Annotated in this window: 21 protein-coding genes; 5 read left to right on the top strand and 16 right to left on the bottom strand. The window is 51.7% G+C overall.

All coding sequences use genetic code 11. The features are described from left to right. Position 1: 1 nt before the first annotated feature. The 16 genes from BSP75_RS06540 to BSP75_RS06465 all read right to left on the bottom strand — a co-directional run bounded on the left by BSP75_RS06540 (position 2) and on the right by BSP75_RS06465 (position 15,587). Entirely contained in the window at positions 2 to 1,114 is a 1,113-nt protein-coding gene (locus BSP75_RS06540) for a DegT/DnrJ/EryC1/StrS aminotransferase family protein (protein WP_075112644.1), read from the bottom strand. Next, complete coding sequence (locus tag BSP75_RS06535) at positions 1,111 to 2,334, bottom strand: class I SAM-dependent methyltransferase (RefSeq protein WP_075112643.1); 1,224 nt, start codon at positions 2,332 to 2,334, stop codon at positions 1,111 to 1,113. The genes BSP75_RS06540 and BSP75_RS06535 overlap by 4 nt, the downstream gene beginning before the upstream one ends. Beyond that, the gene (gene rfbC / locus BSP75_RS06530) at positions 2,331 to 2,894 is read right to left on the bottom strand and encodes a dTDP-4-dehydrorhamnose 3,5-epimerase (RefSeq protein WP_075112642.1); all 564 of its coding nucleotides are present in this window, start codon (positions 2,892 to 2,894) and stop codon (positions 2,331 to 2,333) included. The genes BSP75_RS06535 and rfbC overlap by 4 nt, the downstream gene beginning before the upstream one ends. Next, complete coding sequence (rfbG, locus tag BSP75_RS06525; RefSeq protein WP_083617086.1) at positions 2,891 to 3,994, bottom strand: CDP-glucose 4,6-dehydratase; 1,104 nt, start codon at positions 3,992 to 3,994, stop codon at positions 2,891 to 2,893. Before rfbG ends, rfbC begins: the two co-directional genes overlap by 4 nt. Next, entirely contained in the window at positions 3,955 to 4,728 is a 774-nt protein-coding gene (rfbF, locus tag BSP75_RS06520) for a glucose-1-phosphate cytidylyltransferase (RefSeq protein ID WP_075112641.1), read from the bottom strand. Before rfbF ends, rfbG begins: the two co-directional genes overlap by 40 nt. Positions 4,729 to 4,739: 11 nt before the next feature. Beyond that, positions 4,740 to 6,023 carry a glycosyltransferase gene (locus tag BSP75_RS06515; protein ID WP_075112640.1) on the bottom strand — a complete coding sequence of 428 codons (1,284 nt, stop codon included), beginning with the start codon at positions 6,021 to 6,023 and terminating at the stop codon, positions 4,740 to 4,742. Positions 6,024 to 6,103: 80 nt separating this feature from the next. Then, on the bottom strand, positions 6,104 to 7,099 hold the full coding sequence (locus BSP75_RS06510) for a glycosyltransferase family A protein (protein WP_148140635.1): 996 nt from the start codon (positions 7,097 to 7,099) through the stop codon (positions 6,104 to 6,106). 107 nt (positions 7,100 to 7,206) lie between these two features. Beyond that, positions 7,207 to 8,187, bottom strand: coding sequence for a methyltransferase domain-containing protein (locus tag BSP75_RS06505; RefSeq protein ID WP_075112638.1), 981 nt, complete (start codon positions 8,185 to 8,187; stop codon positions 7,207 to 7,209). A gap of 39 nt (positions 8,188 to 8,226) precedes the next feature. Continuing rightward, positions 8,227 to 9,330: a glycosyltransferase family 8 protein gene (locus BSP75_RS06500; protein ID WP_075112637.1), complete on the bottom strand. Its 1,104-nt coding sequence runs from the start codon at positions 9,328 to 9,330 to the stop codon at positions 8,227 to 8,229. A 37-nt stretch (positions 9,331 to 9,367) separates the two neighbouring features. Then, a complete protein-coding gene (locus BSP75_RS06495) occupies positions 9,368 to 10,312 on the bottom strand; it encodes a glycosyltransferase family A protein (protein WP_075112636.1) in 945 nt (314 codons plus the stop codon). Between the two features lie 168 nt (positions 10,313 to 10,480). Then, entirely contained in the window at positions 10,481 to 11,686 is a 1,206-nt protein-coding gene (locus tag BSP75_RS06490) for an acyl-CoA reductase (RefSeq protein WP_075112635.1), read from the bottom strand. Continuing rightward, the gene (locus BSP75_RS06485; RefSeq protein WP_075112634.1) at positions 11,665 to 12,720 is read right to left on the bottom strand and encodes an acyl-protein synthetase; all 1,056 of its coding nucleotides are present in this window, start codon (positions 12,718 to 12,720) and stop codon (positions 11,665 to 11,667) included. The genes BSP75_RS06490 and BSP75_RS06485 overlap by 22 nt, the downstream gene beginning before the upstream one ends. After that, a complete protein-coding gene (locus tag BSP75_RS06480) occupies positions 12,717 to 14,075 on the bottom strand; it encodes an AMP-binding protein (RefSeq protein ID WP_083617080.1) in 1,359 nt (452 codons plus the stop codon). Before BSP75_RS06480 ends, BSP75_RS06485 begins: the two co-directional genes overlap by 4 nt. Next, entirely contained in the window at positions 14,072 to 14,821 is a 750-nt protein-coding gene (locus tag BSP75_RS06475; RefSeq protein WP_075112633.1) for an SDR family NAD(P)-dependent oxidoreductase, read from the bottom strand. Before BSP75_RS06475 ends, BSP75_RS06480 begins: the two co-directional genes overlap by 4 nt. Further along, on the bottom strand, positions 14,821 to 15,054 hold the full coding sequence (locus tag BSP75_RS06470) for an acyl carrier protein (RefSeq protein ID WP_075112632.1): 234 nt from the start codon (positions 15,052 to 15,054) through the stop codon (positions 14,821 to 14,823). The genes BSP75_RS06475 and BSP75_RS06470 overlap by 1 nt, the downstream gene beginning before the upstream one ends. After that, positions 15,051 to 15,587, bottom strand: a complete 537-nt coding sequence (locus BSP75_RS06465) for a GNAT family N-acetyltransferase (RefSeq protein ID WP_075112631.1) — start codon at positions 15,585 to 15,587, stop codon at positions 15,051 to 15,053. Before BSP75_RS06465 ends, BSP75_RS06470 begins: the two co-directional genes overlap by 4 nt. Positions 15,588 to 15,751: 164 nt before the next feature. Here BSP75_RS06465 and pseF point away from each other — a divergent pair, with 164 nt between their 5' ends. From pseF to BSP75_RS06440, 5 genes are read left to right on the top strand one after another with little or no spacing between them, the layout of a single operon-like run. Beyond that, positions 15,752 to 16,447 carry a pseudaminic acid cytidylyltransferase gene (pseF, locus tag BSP75_RS06460; protein WP_075112630.1) on the top strand — a complete coding sequence of 232 codons (696 nt, stop codon included), beginning with the start codon at positions 15,752 to 15,754 and terminating at the stop codon, positions 16,445 to 16,447. Continuing rightward, positions 16,437 to 17,693: a UDP-2,4-diacetamido-2,4,6-trideoxy-beta-L-altropyranose hydrolase gene (pseG, locus tag BSP75_RS06455; RefSeq protein WP_075112629.1), complete on the top strand. Its 1,257-nt coding sequence runs from the start codon at positions 16,437 to 16,439 to the stop codon at positions 17,691 to 17,693. Before pseF ends, pseG begins: the two co-directional genes overlap by 11 nt. Before the next feature lie 6 nt (positions 17,694 to 17,699). After that, the gene (pseI, locus tag BSP75_RS06450; protein WP_075112628.1) at positions 17,700 to 18,746 is read left to right on the top strand and encodes a pseudaminic acid synthase; all 1,047 of its coding nucleotides are present in this window, start codon (positions 17,700 to 17,702) and stop codon (positions 18,744 to 18,746) included. Then, positions 18,739 to 20,034 (top strand): 6-hydroxymethylpterin diphosphokinase MptE-like protein, encoded by a 1,296-nt coding sequence (locus BSP75_RS06445; protein WP_075112627.1) that lies wholly within the window; start codon positions 18,739 to 18,741, stop codon positions 20,032 to 20,034. Before pseI ends, BSP75_RS06445 begins: the two co-directional genes overlap by 8 nt. Beyond that, a complete protein-coding gene (locus tag BSP75_RS06440; protein ID WP_075112626.1) occupies positions 20,031 to 20,294 on the top strand; it encodes a hypothetical protein in 264 nt (87 codons plus the stop codon). The genes BSP75_RS06445 and BSP75_RS06440 overlap by 4 nt, the downstream gene beginning before the upstream one ends. Positions 20,295 to 20,397 lie beyond the last annotated feature (103 nt).

Below are 20,397 nucleotides of genomic sequence, written 5' to 3'. Positions count from 1 at the left end.
TCTAATTACTCTTCAACACAGAACGAATAATTTTGATAATTTTGTCTAGAGATTCATCGCTCATATCATGATAGCTAGGAAGATTCAGCGCACTTTCAGATATAAATTTCGCTAGAGCATTACATTTTTTTGGTATGAACATGGGCAGAGATGACAATGGATGAAAGAATACTCGCGCATCTATATTTTCAGTGTTGAATTTAGATTTCAACTGTTCAACAGCTTCCGAGCCTGATTTTTCAATCAGAATGGTTGGCATCCAGGCACCGTTGATCGTACCGCTCGGTTCTGGATTCATCTTGACTCCATCGAAACACAGCAACTCACGTCGATAGCACTCTAAAATAGCTCTCTTTCGAGAGACTAGCTCTTCTATTCGCTCCATTTGCCCACAGCCAATCGCAGCTTGGATGTTCGACATTTTATATTTATAGCCCACGGTCTCGGGCCAGAACTGGCGAGTCTGTCCACGTGCTCGACCGTGGTTGCTCAGCGTTAACACCCGTTCATAGAGGTCGTCATCATTGGTAACAAACATGCCACCTTCACCGGTTGTCATCGTTTTGGTTCCATGAAATGAAAAAGCACCAAAACGCCCCATAGAACCAGCTCGCTGGCCATGATATATAGAACCAATCGCTTCTGCTGCATCTTCAATTACCGGAATCCCGTAGCGTTTACCAATCTCCAGCAATTGCGTCATATGGCAGAGGTTGCCATAGAGATGTACCGCAAGAATGGCCTTGGTACGTGGCGTAATTGCGGCCTCAACCAAGTCAGGATCCAGACACCAGGAGTCAGGTAATATATCCACAAAAACAGGTGTCGCCCCCAGATGAATTACGGGGGCAACACTGGCAATCCAGTTACTGTCAGCCAATATCACTTCATCACCAGCACCGACGCCCAGCGCAGCCATCCCCATATGCAGGGCACCGGTACAGCTTGACGTGGCGATGGCGTATTTCACACCCAGATACTCACGGAAAAGCCGTTCAAAACGGTCAATATACTCATAACAACGCTCCCCCCAGCCGTTGGTCGCCGCATCAGTGGCATAGCCAATTTCCAGCTCAGTGATAGAAGGCTTGGTATACAAAATGCGTTCGTTCATAAGATCTCCAAACGCGGTACAGCGACGACAAGACGGGTACCGGCAGCACTCAGAGGTGCCAGTTGGTGGCTGACCTCATCCACCAGATTCCAAGGCAAGATCAGGACAAAGTCCGGCGGATTTGCCATCATCACCTCCGGTGACACAATTGGAATGTGACTTCCCGGCATGAATCGACCTTGTTTCGAGCCAGCCGCATCACAGACATAAGGCAACAAATCGGGGCGAACACCAGCGTAGTTCAACAGGGTATTGCCTTTAGCTGCAGCCCCGTAAGCAGCCACCGTTTTACCAGCCTGCCGCTGAGTCAATAAGAAAGTGAGCAGTGAATTCTTGACTCTGTCCACCAGTGACTGGAAATCCTGATAGATGCTCAACTGATGCAATCCAGCCATCGACTCCTGACGCAAGCATTCTACGACAGCCGCAGTAACTGGCCGTTGTTCATCGGCATGGCAGGCAAATACCCGCAAACTTCCACCATGAGTAGGTAATAATTCAACGTTGAACACTTGCAGACCAACCGAAGCCAAAATCAGCTGCACAGTCTGCAGCGAGAGATATGAAAAATGCTCGTGATAAACCGTATCGAACTGCACCTGAAGCAATAGTTGCAGCAGATGAGGAAACTCCAGAGTCAAGGTTCCACCAGGATTAAGCAGGTGCTTCAAACCACCGCAGAAGTCATTGATATCGGGAACATGGGCTAGGACATTATTGCCAATCAGTAGATCTGCACCTTGACCACGTTGGCAGATCTGTTCTGCTAATTCGGTACTGAAAAACTCGCGGATAATCGGAATGCCCAGCGATTCAGCTGCAGTCGCCGTAGCAACGGTAGGTTCAATCCCGAGGCAAGGAATACCCGCCGCTACAAAGTTTTTGAGCAAATAACCATCGTTGGCTGCGATCTCGACCACATGGTGCTTGGACGTCAGGGATAACTCGTTCATCATGCGCGAGCAATAACGGGCGGCATGAGCCAACCAGCTGGTTGACGTGCTTGAAAAATAAGCATAATCCGGACGGAACAGCTGATCTGCTGAGGTAAAATCTTCGGTCTGCACCAGCCAACATCGGTCGCATACTTGCAAGCGTAGCGGGAAGGTTATTTCTGGCCGAGAGAGATCATCGGCACAAAGATACGCATTAGAAGGAGGAGCAAAGCCCAAATCAAGAAAGCCATGAACCAACGTGGTACCACAGTGTCGGCATTTCATCGGATAACGATCCCCTGAAAACAGTCCTTTAATGTCGGATGCTGGCGATCACGTGCCGAAAGCTCCGCTATCGTTAGCGGCCATGTAATCTGAATACGCGGATCCAGCGGACTGAGTCCTCCTTCCGCCTCTGGAACATACATTGCCGAATGACAATAAAGCATCTCAACTTCATCACTCAGAGTCTGAAAGCCGTGAGCAAAACCTTCCGGAATAACTAGAGAACGGAAGTTACTATCCGAAAGCTCTTCCGCATGCCACGTCAAAAATGTCGGCGAGCCAGCCCGAATGTCGACAATCACATCCCAGACTCGGCCTCTAATACAGGTCACCAACTTTTTCTCGTTATGTGGTGGATATTGAAAATGCAGTCCCCGAATCGTGCCACAACGAGATGTGCAAGTCAGATTGATCTGTGCCACACATTGCTCCCAACCCAGAGCAGCCAGCTCTTGGGCACAGAACAGTCGACTCAACATGCCTCGCGAATCCCCTCGGGCTTCGCGTTGCAGCAACTTGGCTCCGGGCAACGGCTCGGACAATAACGTAAAACGGCTCATCGGTGAGCCTCATAGTCCTCAATTTGCCGCTCACACAAATCCCGTGCAGCAGCCCCCTGATACCAATCACGATACCAGCTCATGGTGTGATCAATGGCCTGTGATAAAGACCAGTGTGGCAAAATGCTCAGAGTTTGACGCGCCTTGGCCGTTTCCAATGCCAACCACCCAGTCTCATGAGGCCCAGGATCACCCACCAAGCACCAAGCCTCATGGCATAAACCAAAACTGATCGCAGCCAAATTAACCACTTTCTCCACGCTTGCCGCATCCCGGCTGTCTGGACCAAAGTTATATGCACCAGCTAAGCGTGGTTCTTGATACAGGCGTTGTGCCAACACGAGATATGCCGAAATAGGTTCTAAAACATGCTGCCATGGACGCACAGCGTCGGGACGCCGAATGGATAATGTCTGACCAGCTTGCCAAGCTCGAACAGCATCGGGGATCAAACGATCAGCGGACCAATCCCCCCCCCCAATCACATTGCCAGCTCGAGCGGTGGCGACGGCAACACCCTGAGCGGCCAAAAACGCCTCACGATAACTGCTGATCACCAGTTCACTGGCAGCCTTACTTGCACTGTATGGATCATGTCCCCCCAAATGGTCAGTCTCCCGATAAGGCCAAACGGACTCTTGGTTGTAATAGACCTTATCCGTGGTAACCATGACAATACTCTTGACGGAATCCAACATCCTGAGAGCGTCTAATAAATAAACCGACCCCATCAGATTGGTTTCAAATGTTCGTGCTGGCTCACGATACCCCTCTCGAACCAATGATTGCGCGGCAAGATGGAATACGATCTCTGGTCTCACCTCGCGTACAAGTGGCACAAAATGCTCCGGTGTGCAGATATCGCAGATATGATGACGACATATCTTAGCTATCTCCGCAACATCAAACAGATTGGGAGTTGTATTGGGTGCCAGACTAATGCCGGTCACATCCGCCCCAAGTCGATGTAGCCACAAGGTCAACCAACTGCCCTTAAAACCTGTATGCCCGGTGACAAGCACCCGTTTCCCCGCCCAAAAAGAAGCATCAATACCCGGCGTCATGCCCATACCTTCCAGGGAGCCCTGTGATTGGCCCATAACTCCTCCAACTGATTCTTTTCTCGCAACGTATCCATCGGCTGCCAAAACCCTTGATGTTCGAATGACATCAACTGCGCCATATCTGCTAATGTGGCCAGAGGTTCACCTTCCCAACTGCATTGATCACCCTCCAGCAACGTGAATACGGCAGGAGAGAGCACGAAAAAACCGCCGTTAATCAAACCGCCATCGCCTCTGGGTTTCTCAGAAAAGCCAGTCACTACATTACCGTCCCGAGTCAGAGCACCATAACGACCTGGCGGTGCAACCGCAGTAACTGTTGCCATCTTGCCGTGAGCTTGATGAAAATCAATCAGTTGCCGAATATCCACATCACTGAGTCCATCCCCATAGGTAAAACAAAAGGCTGGCTCTCCCTTAACATACTCTTCAACACGTCGTAACCGTCCCCCCGTGAGAGTATCTTCACCGGTATCAACCAATGTCACCCGCCAAGGTTCAACATGGTTATGATGAACTTCCATACGATTATTCGGCATGTCAAACGTGACATCCGACATATGTAAAAAATAATTTGCAAAATACTCCTTGATAATATAACCCTTATACCCCAAGCAAATAATGAAATCATTAATCCCATGATGTGAGTACATTTTCATTATATGCCAAAGGATCGGTTTTCCACCAATCTCAATCATTGGCTTTGGCTTAAGATGAGACTCTTCACTAATCCGTGTACCCAATCCGCCGGCTAAAATAATAGCTTTCATGCTGACTCCTATTAAGTGATACCAAGCAACTGACATGAGCAGTTATTATAACCAGTCAAATAGTTCAACGCGTCAAATAGCTCAATAGGAGCTTCTGTCACCGGTTTTCTCGGCAATGCTACACCATCATGCCAATGTACGTACGCCAAATGCTCAGCAGATATATCATGTATAAACGCATCTGTTTTAATCAATCCGGAATGATAAATTTCGCTGCTAGCCGGCTTAAGCTGTTTAATCATATTAGACTCTAATTCATGCCTTCGAACATCATCCAAGGATTCAAGCCAGGGTTGCAATAATGCCTCAAATCTAAACCGCTCTGTAGCATCTAAATCACAAACCATCTTAAGGTCCTCTCTTGCCCAGAAAGCAAGAGCTCCCTTATCTAATATCAAATTTTTAATCGAACCGTCCACTGCCAATGACTTCATAAATTCGAATTCAGCTGCTATATGGGAATTATGTCCCACACCAAACCCACTAATTGGTAATTGCTGCCAGTAGGCATCTGCATCTACCCCATAGCTTTCAAGGTATTCTCGAGTAGCAAAAATTGATTTTCGAGTCGCTTCACCATTGGAAAACCCGTCCATATTGATGACCAACATCAGCGTTTGATTTAGATCCACACAAACTTTACTTTCATTTAGAATAGCAATCATTGAAGTAAAATCAGGACTCATAGGGTGAAATATTCGACCATAGCGTTCTTTTATCTGAGTCAATACATCAGCCTTAACAATTCCTGAATATATTTTACCATAACTGTCCATGGGCTTATTAAATCGACAAAACAGTGGAAAATCAAAGCTAAAACGACGTTCTAACTCTAATGCAGGGTTATATTTCTTAGCCTTGCCCGGTTTTAATAACGGGTGAAACTCTCCATATAGCATTTCATTTTTTGATTGCTTGACATCAAACACCTCATACTGCCATGTCAACACATCAGGAGATGAGTTTGAGATCTCGTTAGCCATTAAATGTAATGCATCAGAACGCAATATAAATTTATCACAAAATACTGTTATATATTTTCCTTGCGCACTTCCTATCGCAAACTCCCAGTTGTCACACATATTCATTGGGTGTGGCGGTCGCTTATATTTAAACCTCTCATCCTTTAAAAATGGAGCAATTGCATGTTCACAGAAAGCGTTATACCCGTTATCGGAAATAATAACCTCAAAATCTGAAAATGTTTGTAACTCTAGTGCCTTTAATACTTTTGACACTAACTCAGGTCGGTCTCGAGTGGGAAGTACGATACTAAACAATGGTCGTTTGGTCATATCAATCCCCAATAAGAATTTTGGTGAAATTTCACTAAAAATTTATTCCCATGCTTTAAAAAGCTTAATTTTTAAAAAAGCTATTTTCCAAAACAATATTTAACAAATGACAATCCATATTTGTCCCCTCGAAAAAACTCCACAACCCCGAAATAATAAATAAAAACAAGAACACCATAGCCTCCCAGCATTTTACAATGTCTTCTGAAGCTATTTGCAAGATGCCTCTTCAATGATTTATCGTTAAAAAATTTAATCTCTTTATTTTTCAACATGGCTTCTTCATATAACTGGGCTATTTTGAAAACGTTACCAGTAGTGGTTGTATCACCTTGAAAAAGACGAACACAATCAACTATATCATCAGCGACCTTGACATTGACACATGAAAACATGTCAACCATTACGTTTTTTGCCATCTTGTTTTGGTATTCAATAAATTGAGTACTTTCTTGTGTCTTATGTCTACGATAATAGTTAACTACTATCGGTAAGTTTTTGAGTTCACCACAACGAACCAATTTTGACCACATGGCATAATCTTCTGCACTATCTACACCACAATTAACAAAAGAGAATCCTGATGATTTGAACAAAGAGGTTCTGATCATGGATGGCATGGTCATGACATTACCGACCAATAGTGAAGCCTTAATATCTTCCGGCTCACACGGCACAACACAAACCATATTTTTATCACCAAAGAATTTATTATACCCACCCACAGCGACTAATTCTGGTGATGATTTAATAGTGTTCATCTGTAATTCTATACGTTCAATCGGTGCGATATCATCAGCATCCATCCAAGTAAAGAACTCTGTATCAACCAGATCAACGAGCCTTTGCCTGCTATATATAACCCCCATGTTATTATCATTTGCAAGAAATACTACTCTTCCATCTATTTTTTCAAATGCAGATATTATATTGCCAGTGTTATCATTAGAACCATCGTCCAATATAACAAACTTATAATTTGTGTATGTCTGAGACAAAATAGAACAAATGGCTTGAGAGATATAACTCTCGGCATTAAATGCAGGCATTAAAATAGTTAAATTTGGATTTTCCATTCTAAACACCCCGTGATCATTCACATAGCTTAAATTGCCAAATAATTTAATACGTCAACAATATGATATTTTTGTTAGCTTAGTAATTGGCCAATTAACACACATGATTATTTTTCTTTTTTGAGAACACTAATACAGTCCATATTATGAACACCCCACGTTATGACTGTCTGGCTAACTACACTGAAACCATGATGTCTTGCTATGAAGGGAATATCATCTTTCGACATATTGCTGCGACCATTGACATTCAAACTCCACACATCAAAGACTCTCATATGATCATTTAAGGCTGCCAGGTTGGAGTGGTGCATAATCACATATCCATGCGGTTGTAATACTCTGCTAAATTCACAGAGATAGAAATCAAGACTCTTGTATGAGAAGTGAACCATTGCATCCCATGAATAAACCAGACTAAGTGAACTGTCCGCTTGCGGGAGAGCACCGGCCGCATTGCACTGTACTTGCACATGTTGGTATTTAGCAAAACGTTCACGACAAACATCAACCGCTTTAGCACTGGCATCGATCAACTGTAGATGTTGGCAACGCTCCTGCATCAACTCTGCTATGCGTCCTTCTCCACAGGCAAAATCCAGTACATTGCTATAGTCCAACTCTCCTTCCAATTTTTCAAGAATGGGCTTTATAAATTTTTTATATTGATCTTGAGCAGCAAGTTCGGCTGACTTGTAATAAGCTCCCCAATCATAACCAGCAGGGGTAGCACTCAATCTTGTCTGGATTAAATCCAGCACATCAATCTCTTGTGCATCTTCTATCATGATCAACTTGCAAGCAGCAACGCCACTAGCCAATAGATATTCGCTTATCTCATTTTTGAACGCCTGTGAAGCGATAATAATCTGCTCTGGTTGCTGCCAATCCATCATGCTTGGAGGAAGACAAACCAGTTTTCCCTTCTGTTCTTTTTTTTCAAACTTTCGGTCAACCAACCAAGCGACTTGACAATAGTTAATAGCACTTAGTTGACTCAAGAAGATCTTACTTATCTCACCAGCACCATAAATGGCAATAGTTGCACCTTTATCAACCTTGTCAAAAGGAAACATTATAATATTCATTAGGATATCCCGATAGATAATTACGCAAAATTCGTCACATCATATGCATACAATTGCAAAATTTCTACTAATCTCATCTATTATTTCGGCACGATAAGGGATTGAGGCAATGATTACTGCATCAATATGAACCACGTTTTTGAGATGGCGATTTATTTCTATACCCATAAAGTCACCATTCACATTTTTATCAACAATGTAATCAATTGAGTATTCACTCATGTTATTTATCATCTCATAACACAGACGTCGCCCTCTCTGACCAGCACCCCAGACAACGATACGCGCCCCGTCAGGAAATATTTTTTTCAGGCGGGACAAAATATCCATATCATCTTGATCAAGATATGTCTGCAGTGGCTCACATGCATACGCAGTCTCTGCACGACTTACCAGATAACTATCTTTGAAAGGATGAGCACAATATACATGCCAAGGTTTTTCCTGACCACAGAAATGTACCAGAACAGGTACGAGCATATCCTTTTTCGCAAGGTGATTGGGTTGAGCATTCCACTTCTCATCGAGATAAAGAACCTTATTCTGCAAAACAATATTTAAGGCATCCTGATCATTGTGCTCAAAACCATTATTATCGACAAGCAGTTTCAATGCCTGCTGACTGATATTATTTTTCCGCCATTTGCCAAGATCCATCAACATGAAACCTGCGTTAAAATACCTTCCAGATGATATTCCACGCACCTGCTGCTTCTCTTTATCGCATCCCAATATATGATCTGATACTACGGCGACAATGGAATCCATCATATCTATCGACCAAAGTAGGCTGATATCTCCCATAGCTATCATGTCCGCATCGATGAATAAAACCTTCTCAACATTATGCAAGACTTCAGGTATGGCAAAGCGATAATAAGTAACTTCGTTCAATCTATTATTATAGAGGTTACTTATTGGAATTTCTTTATAATCAGGAAAGTCATCATAAAAACTAATATCTATATATTGCGAAACCAATGCCGACAGCTTAAATATGTTGTCTTCATTAAGACTGCCCAAAATATGACATTTCAGCTGAAAGTTCTGACTCAGATGTTTACCCAGACTATGTATCAAGGCTGCCAAATGAATTGCAAAGGTATTATCAATACAGAAGGCAACATGGATTGTTTTTTTCATATGATTACCTAGTCAGGTTAATGAAATAGACTATTGATCAGCCAAAAATTTTTTCAAGCACGCGCTCTGGCTCATTTTTATGTTGCCATGCAAATTCATGACGCTCATCGAAGAACCACTCATATTGAACGGAATCAGTGATGAAGATATCAAACAGAGCCCAGTTCCTGGCACGTAAGAAATACAATGCGGTGGAAAACCACAGATGACTTTTCCCCCTTCTTACTAACAACTCATCCATTCCTGTATGAAGCGCCAAATCACATGCTGCCAGCATATCTTGCAAAGCTAGTTTGCGACGATCTTCTGAAGAGCGAATTGCTCCACAAATGCTGCTACCGTGAACCCGATAACGCCCATATACTTGCGGAATACGGTCTATATTTCCGCCCAGATAAGATGAATTAAGAATATGCCAGGAGTAGTCATTCACTATATGGCAATCCAGATTTACCGCATCCAGCATTCTTTCATGCCGGCGAAAAGCACAGGAACTGGTGTTGAAAAAGAGTCCATATTGTACTAAATGCTCCGGACCCGCTCGATCAGGGATATATTTGGCGTTGTAATAATCCTTGCTGAATAGCGAGGTGGTCCGATTGGAATCGCTATCAAATACTTCTGCTTCGTGATAAACGAATCCGCAATCTGGATGCTTATCCAGATGATCACTCAACGCCTGCAGCTTGCCGGGTAGAGCCAAATCATCGCCATCGACATAAACCAGATACGAGCCCAGAGCTTGTTCCAACAAGGCACGAATGGTCAGGCACACCCCTATGTTTTTTTTGTTTTGCAATGCCCGCAGTGTGGGCCACTGTAATGCCAGCCGCTGCATAATTGCCCAGGAGTCATCGCTCGAGCCGTCATCAATGGCAATGACCTCAAAATCGAAATTGGTTTGCTGCTCCAGCAGACTAAGCAGACAGGGCTCGATAAAGCGCCCGAGGTTATACACCGGCACCAGTACGCTGACTTTCATAGAGGATCCAGAAGTAGAGTAAAAAAGAAGCGAATTGGAGAAAATGGACAAGGCTACCGCACGGTCTCTGTCAACCCTTCCTGCCCTTCATGACAATATTTACTGCAATAGTCGTGCCTGACCAAGCTAATTGATTGATATGACTTGATTTATGTGACCTGGAATCCACTATTCAATACGATCAAGCTGACGGCTGCAGGCCACCAGCATGTCGATGCCGTCCCAGAGCCATTCGAATGCCAGCGCTTGTCCCGGACTTGCCACCCGATCAATACGACAACCTGGCGATACCAGGAGCGCACGCTCAAGCCGCGTTTTATCTGGCCCAACCCAGACACAGGTCTGCATATCCCAAGGCTGTAACAGCAACTCATCAAGGGTATCGGCAACAAATTCGGCAACTGTACCTCCTCCGATGTGTGCAAGCCGTAAAGAGACGGCAGGAGTCAATAAGGTGACGCCAGCAAAGGTCTCCAGCTGCATCTGACCATCATGGGCGGCATTTTGTTGACTATTGATGAGACGTTCCATCATCAGGGCAGGGCTATCTGCAAAGGGGGCGAAGACTGCTTCGAGCAGACGACGGCGCAATGCACTGTCGGGAGTGCCCAACCAACAAATGGTGGTGGGCGACGCGCAGGCTTGCTGATTGAAGCGGGTAAAGTCTTGTTGCAAAGCCGCGACCACTTGCCGCCACGCAGCAGCATCCAGGCTGGCAAGCCATTGGCTATCCAGCACCGCTATGGAGCGGCGATCCGGAAACACGATTTCCTGAGCGCGGGGAGCGAGCGGAATAGCCCGTACCCGGCCGATGGTTTCATCACCTCCCCAGATAATGCGGAGGCGGCACCCAGCCGACAGCCAGGCGGTGACGCGCTCGTCATGGTCATACCGGATAAAACGGGTATGCGAGGCAATCTCTTGCCACTCTGGCAGATAGAAGAGTTCGTTCAGAATAGCCAGCATGGCCTCTTGCACCGGATCGATACGAGATGAGAGACGAACCACGGAACCATTGCCCATCAGCAGCACCATGATCCAGGAGTAGAACGCGACAGTCGGCACGTTAGCGGGTACCAGATGAAAAACCATCCCCAGTGCGGCGCGCCCAGCCATGCGTTTACGCTGTACCTCAATCTGGCGCGGCCGCAACCAAAAACCAAAAGCGGCCAGATCCGGGTTCTCTCGCCCCTCCTGCTGCAGACGTGCAGAGAGCGCAGCCACAAAGTCACATATGACGGGCGCAAAGCTTGGCAGCGGGCGAGTGACAAAACCCTGCCAGCCGCTGACGGGAGCCGCGAAAGCGACCTCGGGCCCCGCTTGCCAGATGGCATCTTCTGTATCTGACCGAATCACTGGAAAGTGTCGCTGCATCCCCTCACCTCGGCGCCTTGCTGACGTCCTGATACATGGAAATAGCGGCCACGACGGCCGCAGGGGCAATCATCCTCCCCCAGCAGCACACCAAGATCCTCGCTGAGTAAACTGTGGCCTGGATAACTTTGGGGAATGGCCGAGATCACCTGCAACAAGCCAGGTTGGCCGACCCCGAGCGGTCGATGGGTCAGCGGATCCCGCACCAGCAGATCGGCAAAAAGCGGGGCGTGCAGATGGCCATGTTCACACTCGACAAACACCGATCCCACCTGCTCCACCATACCATAGAAGTTGTGGACCCGACTCAGCCCCAGCTGTTCATGGCAGCGCTGCTTGAAGGCCGGATTATCCACCGCGAGGTGTTGCAGCTTCTTCCAGCCACCGCTGTGAAAAAGCACGCCCTGCGTGAGCGGCAGTTGTAACCCGCGCTCACGTAGCGGCTCCAGCAAACATTGCCAGACCATGAAGGTGAAGCCGAACAGCAGGACCGGCTGGCCAGCATATTTGTCACAAAACGCCTCAATGACCGGCCAGTTGGGCCGCATCTGCTCATCGAGGGCATAGGTATGGTCACGGCCAAGGAAGGAAAGCCCTAGCGCACCGGCGCCGCGGGCTGAAAAACCGCTGCGGTTTTGAATAAGGGCGGGTTGCTCCACCAACAGCATGGGCAGCCTTTGCTTGCCGATGAACTCTTGCAGGATCTTCACCAACACCTTGCTCTGCAGGGCGGCGGTATCCCGATCCAGCACAATGCGTGACGGCGTTCCGGTAGTGCCAGAGGAGGTGAGCACCTTGAATACTTCTTCTTGCGGCACACTCTGCCACTGGGCCAATTTGAACAAACGAGCGGCCAGATAGGGAAGCTCTTGGTACGTCGAAGCCTGCCCCCAACCAAACGCCGACAGAATATTGGTAAAAGCTGGGCACCCTTGTGCATGGCGCTGCGTCAATTCATTCAGGCGAGCAAGGAGCAACCCACTTTTTTCATGTTGGGGCAGCCCAAAAACCGGCGCATCAAACAGCTTGTTCATAGTTGCTCCAGCTCTGTTAACAGGGCCGGATAATCAATCTTCATATTGCTGCGCCGTGGCAAATGATGCCGATAAATGCGAACGCTTGATGGCGGCACCATCAGCCAACGGGCCACCTCTAGTTGCAGTGCGTCACAGGGGCACGCGTCTGCCTCGATGGCCACCAGTAAGCGATCATCGCGGCCGGTCGCAGCGCAGGCATAGCCCCGCCCCTGCAACCAGGTTTCCACTTCTGCCAAACTCACCCGTTTGCCAAACAGCTTCAAGAAACGGTTGAGTCGCCCGGTCAGATAGAATCGGCCCGCCTCATCACAACGAGCCAGATCGCCGGTAAACAGCGTATTCATCTCACGTCCCCGAACCAGATCTTCAGGGCGCTCGGCATAGCCAAGCATCACGTTTGGACCTTCGTAGACCAACTCCCCTTCCCCATCGGGAAAGCCCGGTTCATGACGCAGAGAGAGGTGCCCGCCTGGTACGGCACGGCCGATGGCATCCGGGGCAATCATCACTTCATCGTGCGCCAACCAGGCGATGCGCGGTGCCGCTTCGGTCTGACCATACATCACGAAAAAACGTCGCCCCAGTGCAGATGCCTGCTCGGCAAACTGTTTTGCCAGCGCTGGCTCAAGCCGTCCTCCCGCCTGGGTCAGTGTCATCAGGCTGGGATAGCTGGCCCAGTCAAAACGCAAACGGTTAAGCATCTGAAAGGTAAATGGCACCCCCGCCACGCTGGTGACCCGATGACGATTGACCTCATCCCAGAAGTGGCGCTCAAGGGGGCTGGCAGTGCATGAAACCAGCGAGGCGCCAGCCAAAAGATGGCTGTTGAGCACCGACATCCCGAAGGAGTAAAAAAGTGGCAAAGAGGTGATGGCTCGCTCACGCCCGTTCAGCGCCAGATATTCGGCGATGGCCGCGGCATTGGCATCCAGATTGGTTCGCGACAATCGCACCCATTTGCAGGAGCCGGTACTGCCAGATGTCGGCAGCAGCATGGCAAGCTCAGGGTGAAGCGAGGGCGCATCGCCAAGATGCGCAACAACCCCATCCTCCAATACCCGCAGACTGACACCAAAGTGCTGGCACTGCTCACGGTGCAACTGGGCATCCTGAGCAGGATCGGCCAGCATGATGGCGTGGCCATCACGCAGGGCCAGCAAGTAGTGCAGCAGATGCAGAGTGGACGTCACAAATGGCAGGTAGACCAGATGACGACCGGCAGGATAGGTTGAGGCCAACTGCGCCACACGCCGAGCCAGTTCACCATAACTGAGCCACCCCTCTTGCGGGTCTCGCCAGGCGGGCTCCTCATTGATTTCAACCAGATGCGTCAACAAATCAGGTTGGCTCAAATCACCATACCCCCATCGACCCCAATCACCTGCCCGGTCACATAGCTCGACAAGTCGGATGCAAGAAACAGGGCCACCTTGGCCACTTCATCTGGCGTACCAATCCGCCCCATGGCGATGCTGGCCACCCTCTCGGCAAACTTATCTTCCGGGATGGCATGCGCCATATCGGTATTGATAAAACCGGGTGCAATGGCATTGACACGGATCTGGCTGACGGCCAGCTCCTTGGCCAGTGACTGGGTAATGCCGATCACCGCCGCCTTGCTGCCAGCATAACTGCTAAGCCCCGCAGCCCCCACTTGCCCCATCAGGGAGGCGAGATTGATGATGCTGCCGCCACCGCTGCGTTGCATCAGGCGCGCGGCATACTGGCTGCAGTAGATCACGCTAAAGGTATTATTGCTAAACGTCTTTTGCAGATGAGCCTGGCTCGCCATCCCCAATAACGCCTCTTCCAGCATGCCGGCATTGTTCACCAGCACGTCCAGCTGGCGAGTCTGGGCAAACAGCTGCTGAAAGGCCTGCTTGACCGCCGACGGATCAGCCACATCAAAACAGAGAGGCTGGCAGGGCATGCCAAACTCGGTACCAATCGCGGTCGCCAGCTGGCTCATCGCCACCTCATCACGGCCTCCCAGCCACAGTTCTGCCCTTTGAGAGGCAAACTGGCGGGCGATGGCAAGGCCGATGCCACGCCCGGCACCGGTGATCAACACGCGTTTGCCCTGCAACAGCCCCTGCATCAGAATGCGATCCCGTATTTAGCCAGGATCTCCCGCGCCTTGCCGACCGAACTCATGTCGATAATGTCATCGGTATCGAGCAATACGCCGTAGTGATCCTCCAACTGGGCAATCAGCCCCATGTGGGCGACGGAATCCCACTGCGGGATGCTGTTGTAGGCCAGCCCATCGCTGACGCTGCCGATATCGATACCCAGAGCCTCGGCAAAAACCTGTTCCAATGCGATTGTCATCTGAAAAATCTCCGTAGCCGCTCACGGGCGGCATAGTAATCCGCAGGAAGCAGTTCCAATGCGAAAAATCCGTTCTCTTGCCCTATCTGGCGGTAACCCAGTTGTTCATTCAAGCGCAGGGCAGAGCGGTTGTTCTCCCGAACCAGCGTACGGATACACCCGATATGCAACTCGTCAAAACCCTGATCAAGCTGGGATAATGCAGCAGCAACGGCCAGCATGGGATGCCGCACGGTTGAGCTGCCCAGATAGAGCCCCGCATCGGCGACCGCCTGACCCTGCAGCTCGCCCTGACACTCACCTTTAAGATTGACGTAGCCCGCTCGCACGCCCTTGCACCAGAGCACCCAGTGCTGCTGATCCCGCAGCTCACGGGTGGCGGCGAACCATTGGCGCTGTTGCCGCGGCGAAATACTCGTCTGGGATACCATCTGCATTCGCACATCATCCTGATTGCGCCAACGCCGCAAAGCGGGAAGATCCCACGGCGCTATCGGGCGTAGCTCAACGCCATAATTCATCTTCAACGCCATCCAGTTTCCATGACCTGTCTCTCTTATCGACCACACTGCTGCTATTCCGTAGCAAAAATCGATAATACAAGCAGAAAAACCAGTATAATATCAAAAATAATCAAATAGTTGTCATCGATTATCCTAGTTGCGGCCAGTCATTAATCCAGCAGAGAGAGCCCATCATGGCCATCGCCATTATCCCAGCCCGGGGTGGCAGCAAACGCATTCCACGCAAGAATATCCGCCCCTTCTGTGGCCAGCCCATGCTCGCCTATGCCATCCAGGCGGCGCAGAAATCTGGCTGTTTCAGCAAGATTGTGGTCTCCACCGATGATGACGAGATTGCCGAGGTCGCTCGTCAACTGGGGGCGGAAGTGCCATTTCTGCGGCCAGCCAGCCTTGCCGACGATCACACAGGTACCACCCCTGTGGTGATCGACACCATCCAGCGGCTCGATCAGTTAGGCATCAAAGCAGAGCACTACTGCTGCATCTATGCCACCGTGCCGCTTATCCAGGCCGATGACCTGAAGTCCGCCTATCAGGAACTGATCGCAAGCAAGGCTCCATTTGTTTATACCGTGGCCGAGTTTGGCTTCCCTATCCAGCGCGCCGTGCGCATGGATGAGCAGGGGCGGGTCACCCCCTTCTGGCCGGAGCAGATGGCAAAACGCTCCCAGGATCTGGAACCTGCCTATCAGGATGCCGGCCAGTTCTACTGGGGCAGCCGTGCGGCCTGGCTGGGAGGGATCAGTCCGGTGGGGGGAGAAGGGATTGGCCACACACTGCCGCGGCACAGGGTGGTCGATATCGACACGCTGGAAGATTGGCACCTGGCCGAACTGCTCTATCAGGTGCTGGCCCAAGATGACGTTTAAGGTTGCCTTCCGGCTCGACGCCGGCACCGAGATTGGGCTGGGTCATCAGATGCGCTGTCTGGCCATCGCCGATCGGCTGAAAACGGCTGGCGCCGAGTGCCACTTCCTCTGCCATCAGCTACCTATGCACCTGTTGCCACTGCTGCACTCCCACCAGCATCACGCTCTCTGTGATCTGGACGATGCAGGCCCCTTGCCCACCTTGCGCCCGGAGTGGCTGGTGTGTGATCACTACCAGATTGATCGGCAAATCGAGCAGACACTGGCAAGTCACTGTGGTCAGTTGCTGGTGATCGACGATCTGGCCGATCGCCCTCATCATGGTCAGTTGCTGCTGGATCAGGGCCCCTTGCGCCACACCGTCGATTACCAGCCGCTCACCCCAGCCGATTGCCGGCTGCTGCTGGGTACCGACTATGCCCTGCTGCGCCCCGCCTATCGCCAGCTGGCGCGGCCACACGCCAGTCAGTGGCAACGGGGCCTTGTCTGCTTTGGCGGCGCAGATCCCGCCGGCGCCTGCCTCGTCACCCTCAACAGCCTGGCCAAGCTGCCCTGGGCCCGCACCATTAGCTGGACCCTGGTGGCGGGCGGCGCCAACCCCTTCTGGCCCGAGCTGGAACAGAGAGTGGCCGAGCTGGCCGACCTCGATTTGGTGCTGCTGCGCCAGAGCGGCCAGATGGCCGACCTGATGAGCCGGCACGACTTCGCCATCGGCGCCGCCGGCGGCATGACCTGGGAGCGGGCCTGTCTCGGCCTGCCGACCCTGGCAGTGCCCATCGTCGACAACCAGCAGTTCAACGACGAAGTGATCGCCCGCTTCCAGTTGGCAGAGCGACTCACGTTGAGCGAGCTGGCTGAGCCTGAGCGGCTGATGCAGGCCCTGCAACGACTTGAACGACAGGCAGACGACTACCGCCGCCGTGGCCAGCAGCAGGTAGACGGGCTGGGGCTGGATCGCCTCACCGCCTGGCTGCTACCACAACCCGATTATCAACTGATACCAGATGGCCAGCAGTGGCAGTTACGTCATTATGACAAGGCACTGCTCACCTTGGCCCTCAATGGCCAGCAACTACTGTGGCAAGCCCAGCAATTGATTGCCCCCGAGGTTTGGCAAGTGTTGGCACATCGCTTGCTAAAAATTTTCTCCCAATTTCCCCTCTATCTTGCCGAGCCACCCAAGATAGCGCCCCCTGCCCCCTGGCAGCCGGCGCCGCAAGGCTGGCAACTTGGCACAGGAGCCTGACCACAGATGCAGATCGCCCATCAATCCATAGGCCCGGCGCAGGCGCCCTATGTGATCGCCGAACTATCGGCCAACCACAACGGCAACCTGGAACGCGCGCTGGCCATCATGACCGCCGCCAAGGCGGCCGGGGCCAGTGCGGTCAAACTGCAGACCTACCGCCCCGACACCATCACCCTCAAAAGTGATCGGCCGGAATTTCAGATCCACGGCGGCTTGTGGGATGGTCACTGCCTCTACGATCTTTATGAGTGGGCGCACACGCCGTGGGAATGGCATCAGGCCTTGTTTGCCAAGGGGCGCGAGCTGGGGCTGACGGTGTTCAGCAGTCCGTTCGATTTCAGCGCCGTGGATCTGCTGGAATCCCTCGACTGCCCGGCCTACAAGATTGCCTCCTTCGAGCTGGTGGACCTGCCCCTGATCCGCTACGCCGCCCAGACCGGCAAGCCGCTCATCATGTCCACCGGCATGGCCAACGAGGCCGAGATCGCCGCCGCAGTTGAGATGGCGCTCAAGCATGGCAGCGGCCAGCTGGCACTTCTGCACTGCGTCAGCGGCTATCCGGCGCCCGCGGCCGAATACAACCTACGCACCATCCCCATGCTGCGCCAGCGCTTTGGCGTCGAGGTCGGGCTCTCCGATCACACTCTGGGTTCGGCCACCGCCATCGCCGCCACCGCGCTCGGGGCGACCCTCATCGAGAAACACTTTACCCTAGCCCGCGCCGACGGCGGGCCGGATTGCGCTTTTTCCATGGAACCGGCGGAACTCGCCGAACTGGTAACCTCGGTCAATACCGCCCATGCCGCTCTCGGAGTAGCCGATTACCAGCTCACCGCAAGTGAACAGGGTAACCGCGCGTTTCGCCGCTCCCTCTATCTGGTCAAGAATATTGCAGCAGGAGAGGTGATCACCGCAGAGCACATCAAGTCAGTGCGCCCCGCCCTCGGCCTGCCCCCCGCCGATTACGATCGGCTCATCGGCAAGCGGGTCAGGCGCGATCTAAGCGCCAATCAACCTCTCAACTGGGAGTGGATAGAAAAAGATGAGTGATGATCTCTTCAACCAGCACGGTAGGCTCATCAGCCAGCGCTGGCCCACCCTCTGGCACCGCCTGCTGGCGCAGGACGTGAATAGCATCCAAGCCGAGCTGACCGAAGGGCTGGGCTCGACCCTCAGCATCAACGGCATCCAGCTCACCAGTCGCCATGACAGGGTGAAAGAGGCCGAGCTGCAGGCCGCCAGCCTGCCCGAACAGCCGGTGCTGCACCTCTACGGCACCGGGCTCGGTGATCTGCCGCGCGCCCTGCTGGCGCGCAGCGGCCTCAAGCGGCTGGAAGTGAAGATCATGAATGGCGCCCTGTTTGCCCTAGTGCTGCGGCTGCTGGACCAGCAGGACTGGCTGGCTGACCCTAGGGTCGAACTAATGATGGCGGGGGACGAGAGCGAGATGCGTCTGCCCTTCTTCGCCCTGCCGCCCGAACTGTTGCTGGTGGAAGATGCAGCAGCCCGCATCCGCGACCGGCTGGTGAGTGAAATAGAGTTGCCGTTCGTCCTGGCCAGGTTCGATGCCGAGCACCCCGACATTACTAGGCGGCTGGCCGAAAACCGCGAGCTGCTGGCCGGTGATGGCGATGTGGCGACCCTGTTCGGTCTGGCCCAGGGCAAGCAGGCCCTTGTCGTGGCAAGCGGCCCGACCCTGCAGCACAACCTGGCCACCCTGCAGAAGCAGTTGCAGAACCGTCGGCAGGACTACCTGCTGATCAGCGTTGACACTGCGCTGGCTTTTTTGCTGCGCCACGGCATCCGGCCCGACATCGTCGTCACCATAGATGAGGCCATCTACGGCGACAGACTGCCTGCCGCCCAGTCGGCCCAGACCACCCTGGTCTACTATCCCATGGTCCCCACGGCAGCCCTACTGGCCTGGCAAGGACCGCGCAAGGCAGCCTACTCCCGCAGTCCCATGTACCAGACGCTGAGGCAGGCGATCCCCAAGGGGACCCTGCACTCGGGCGGCAGCGTCATCCATCCCGCCGTCGACCTCGCCGTGCAGATGGGCTGCCAGCAGGTCATTCTGCTGGGAACGGATTTTGCCTTCCCCGGCGAGCTAACCCACTCCGGATGGGCGGATGGGGCGCTCGGCCCCAGAGCCAGCGAGGCGCTCAGCTGGACCCTTGATGGACACGGGCGGCGGGTCAAGACCAATCCGAACTTCTCCGCCTATCGCATCGAACTTGAACGATACATAGCGCGCCATCCCGAGGTGAAATTCTGGAGCTGCAGCCGGGAAGGTGCGGAGATTGTGGGTTGCAGCTACCATCCGGAGTACCTGTCATGATTAATAGCCTGATAACCCGCATCACGGCGCTGGCACACCAGTTTCGGCTGGGACAATCGGTTTCGGCGAGTCAGGCCCTGCCCGTTTTGCTACAGGAGACCCTCACCGAGCGGGGCAACCTGCCACCCGACCTGATAGCCTCCTTGCTCCACAGCCAGGAACGGCAAGACTGGCTTGGGCTAGCCGACTATCTCGAATATGAGCTGGTGCATACCCTGACGGCCCCTTCCTCCCCCACCACAGCAGGAGATGTTTCATGATCAAGGCCACATCCAATTTATCTCGCAAGAAACTGTCACGCCGCCAAGCGTTCAGCTAACTTTGATCTCCAACCAACTGCCCGCAGTTGAGCTGCGGAACAAC

Origin of the sequence: Aeromonas sp. YN13HZO-058, from assembly GCF_001921245.1 — a bacterium.
Taxonomy (GTDB): Bacteria; Pseudomonadota; Gammaproteobacteria; order Enterobacterales; family Aeromonadaceae; genus Aeromonas; species Aeromonas allosaccharophila.
This window is presented reverse-complemented; position numbering and strand designations above follow the sequence as displayed.

What these genes read in the sequence shown, in the direction of transcription:
- BSP75_RS06495 (WP_075112636.1), bottom strand. Translation starts at nt 10,312, where the DNA reads ATGAAAGTCAGCGTACTGGTGCCGGTGTATAACCTCGGGCGCTTTATC.
- BSP75_RS06500 (WP_075112637.1), bottom strand. Translation starts at nt 9,330, where the DNA reads ATGAAAAAAACAATCCATGTTGCCTTCTGTATTGATAATACCTTTGCA.
- BSP75_RS06540 (WP_075112644.1), bottom strand. Translation starts at nt 1,114, where the DNA reads ATGAACGAACGCATTTTGTATACCAAGCCTTCTATCACTGAGCTGGAA.
- BSP75_RS06490 (WP_075112635.1), bottom strand. Translation starts at nt 11,686, where the DNA reads ATGCAGCGACACTTTCCAGTGATTCGGTCAGATACAGAAGATGCCATC.
- rfbF (WP_075112641.1), bottom strand. Translation starts at nt 4,728, where the DNA reads ATGAAAGCTATTATTTTAGCCGGCGGATTGGGTACACGGATTAGTGAA.
- BSP75_RS06515 (WP_075112640.1), bottom strand. Translation starts at nt 6,023, where the DNA reads ATGACCAAACGACCATTGTTTAGTATCGTACTTCCCACTCGAGACCGA.
- BSP75_RS06510 (WP_148140635.1), bottom strand. Translation starts at nt 7,099, where the DNA reads ATGGAAAATCCAAATTTAACTATTTTAATGCCTGCATTTAATGCCGAG.
- BSP75_RS06535 (WP_075112643.1), bottom strand. Translation starts at nt 2,334, where the DNA reads ATGAAATGCCGACACTGTGGTACCACGTTGGTTCATGGCTTTCTTGAT.
- pseI (WP_075112628.1), top strand. Translation starts at nt 17,700, where the DNA reads ATGCAGATCGCCCATCAATCCATAGGCCCGGCGCAGGCGCCCTATGTG.
- BSP75_RS06505 (WP_075112638.1), bottom strand. Translation starts at nt 8,187, where the DNA reads ATGAATATTATAATGTTTCCTTTTGACAAGGTTGATAAAGGTGCAACT.
- BSP75_RS06440 (WP_075112626.1), top strand. Translation starts at nt 20,031, where the DNA reads ATGATTAATAGCCTGATAACCCGCATCACGGCGCTGGCACACCAGTTT.
- BSP75_RS06475 (WP_075112633.1), bottom strand. Translation starts at nt 14,821, where the DNA reads ATGCAGGGGCTGTTGCAGGGCAAACGCGTGTTGATCACCGGTGCCGGG.
- rfbC (WP_075112642.1), bottom strand. Translation starts at nt 2,894, where the DNA reads ATGAGCCGTTTTACGTTATTGTCCGAGCCGTTGCCCGGAGCCAAGTTG.
- BSP75_RS06465 (WP_075112631.1), bottom strand. Translation starts at nt 15,587, where the DNA reads ATGGCGTTGAAGATGAATTATGGCGTTGAGCTACGCCCGATAGCGCCG.
- BSP75_RS06470 (WP_075112632.1), bottom strand. Translation starts at nt 15,054, where the DNA reads ATGACAATCGCATTGGAACAGGTTTTTGCCGAGGCTCTGGGTATCGAT.
- rfbG (WP_083617086.1), bottom strand. Translation starts at nt 3,994, where the DNA reads ATGGGCCAATCACAGGGCTCCCTGGAAGGTATGGGCATGACGCCGGGT.
- BSP75_RS06485 (WP_075112634.1), bottom strand. Translation starts at nt 12,720, where the DNA reads ATGAACAAGCTGTTTGATGCGCCGGTTTTTGGGCTGCCCCAACATGAA.
- BSP75_RS06445 (WP_075112627.1), top strand. Translation starts at nt 18,739, where the DNA reads ATGAGTGATGATCTCTTCAACCAGCACGGTAGGCTCATCAGCCAGCGC.
- pseF (WP_075112630.1), top strand. Translation starts at nt 15,752, where the DNA reads ATGGCCATCGCCATTATCCCAGCCCGGGGTGGCAGCAAACGCATTCCA.
- pseG (WP_075112629.1), top strand. Translation starts at nt 16,437, where the DNA reads ATGACGTTTAAGGTTGCCTTCCGGCTCGACGCCGGCACCGAGATTGGG.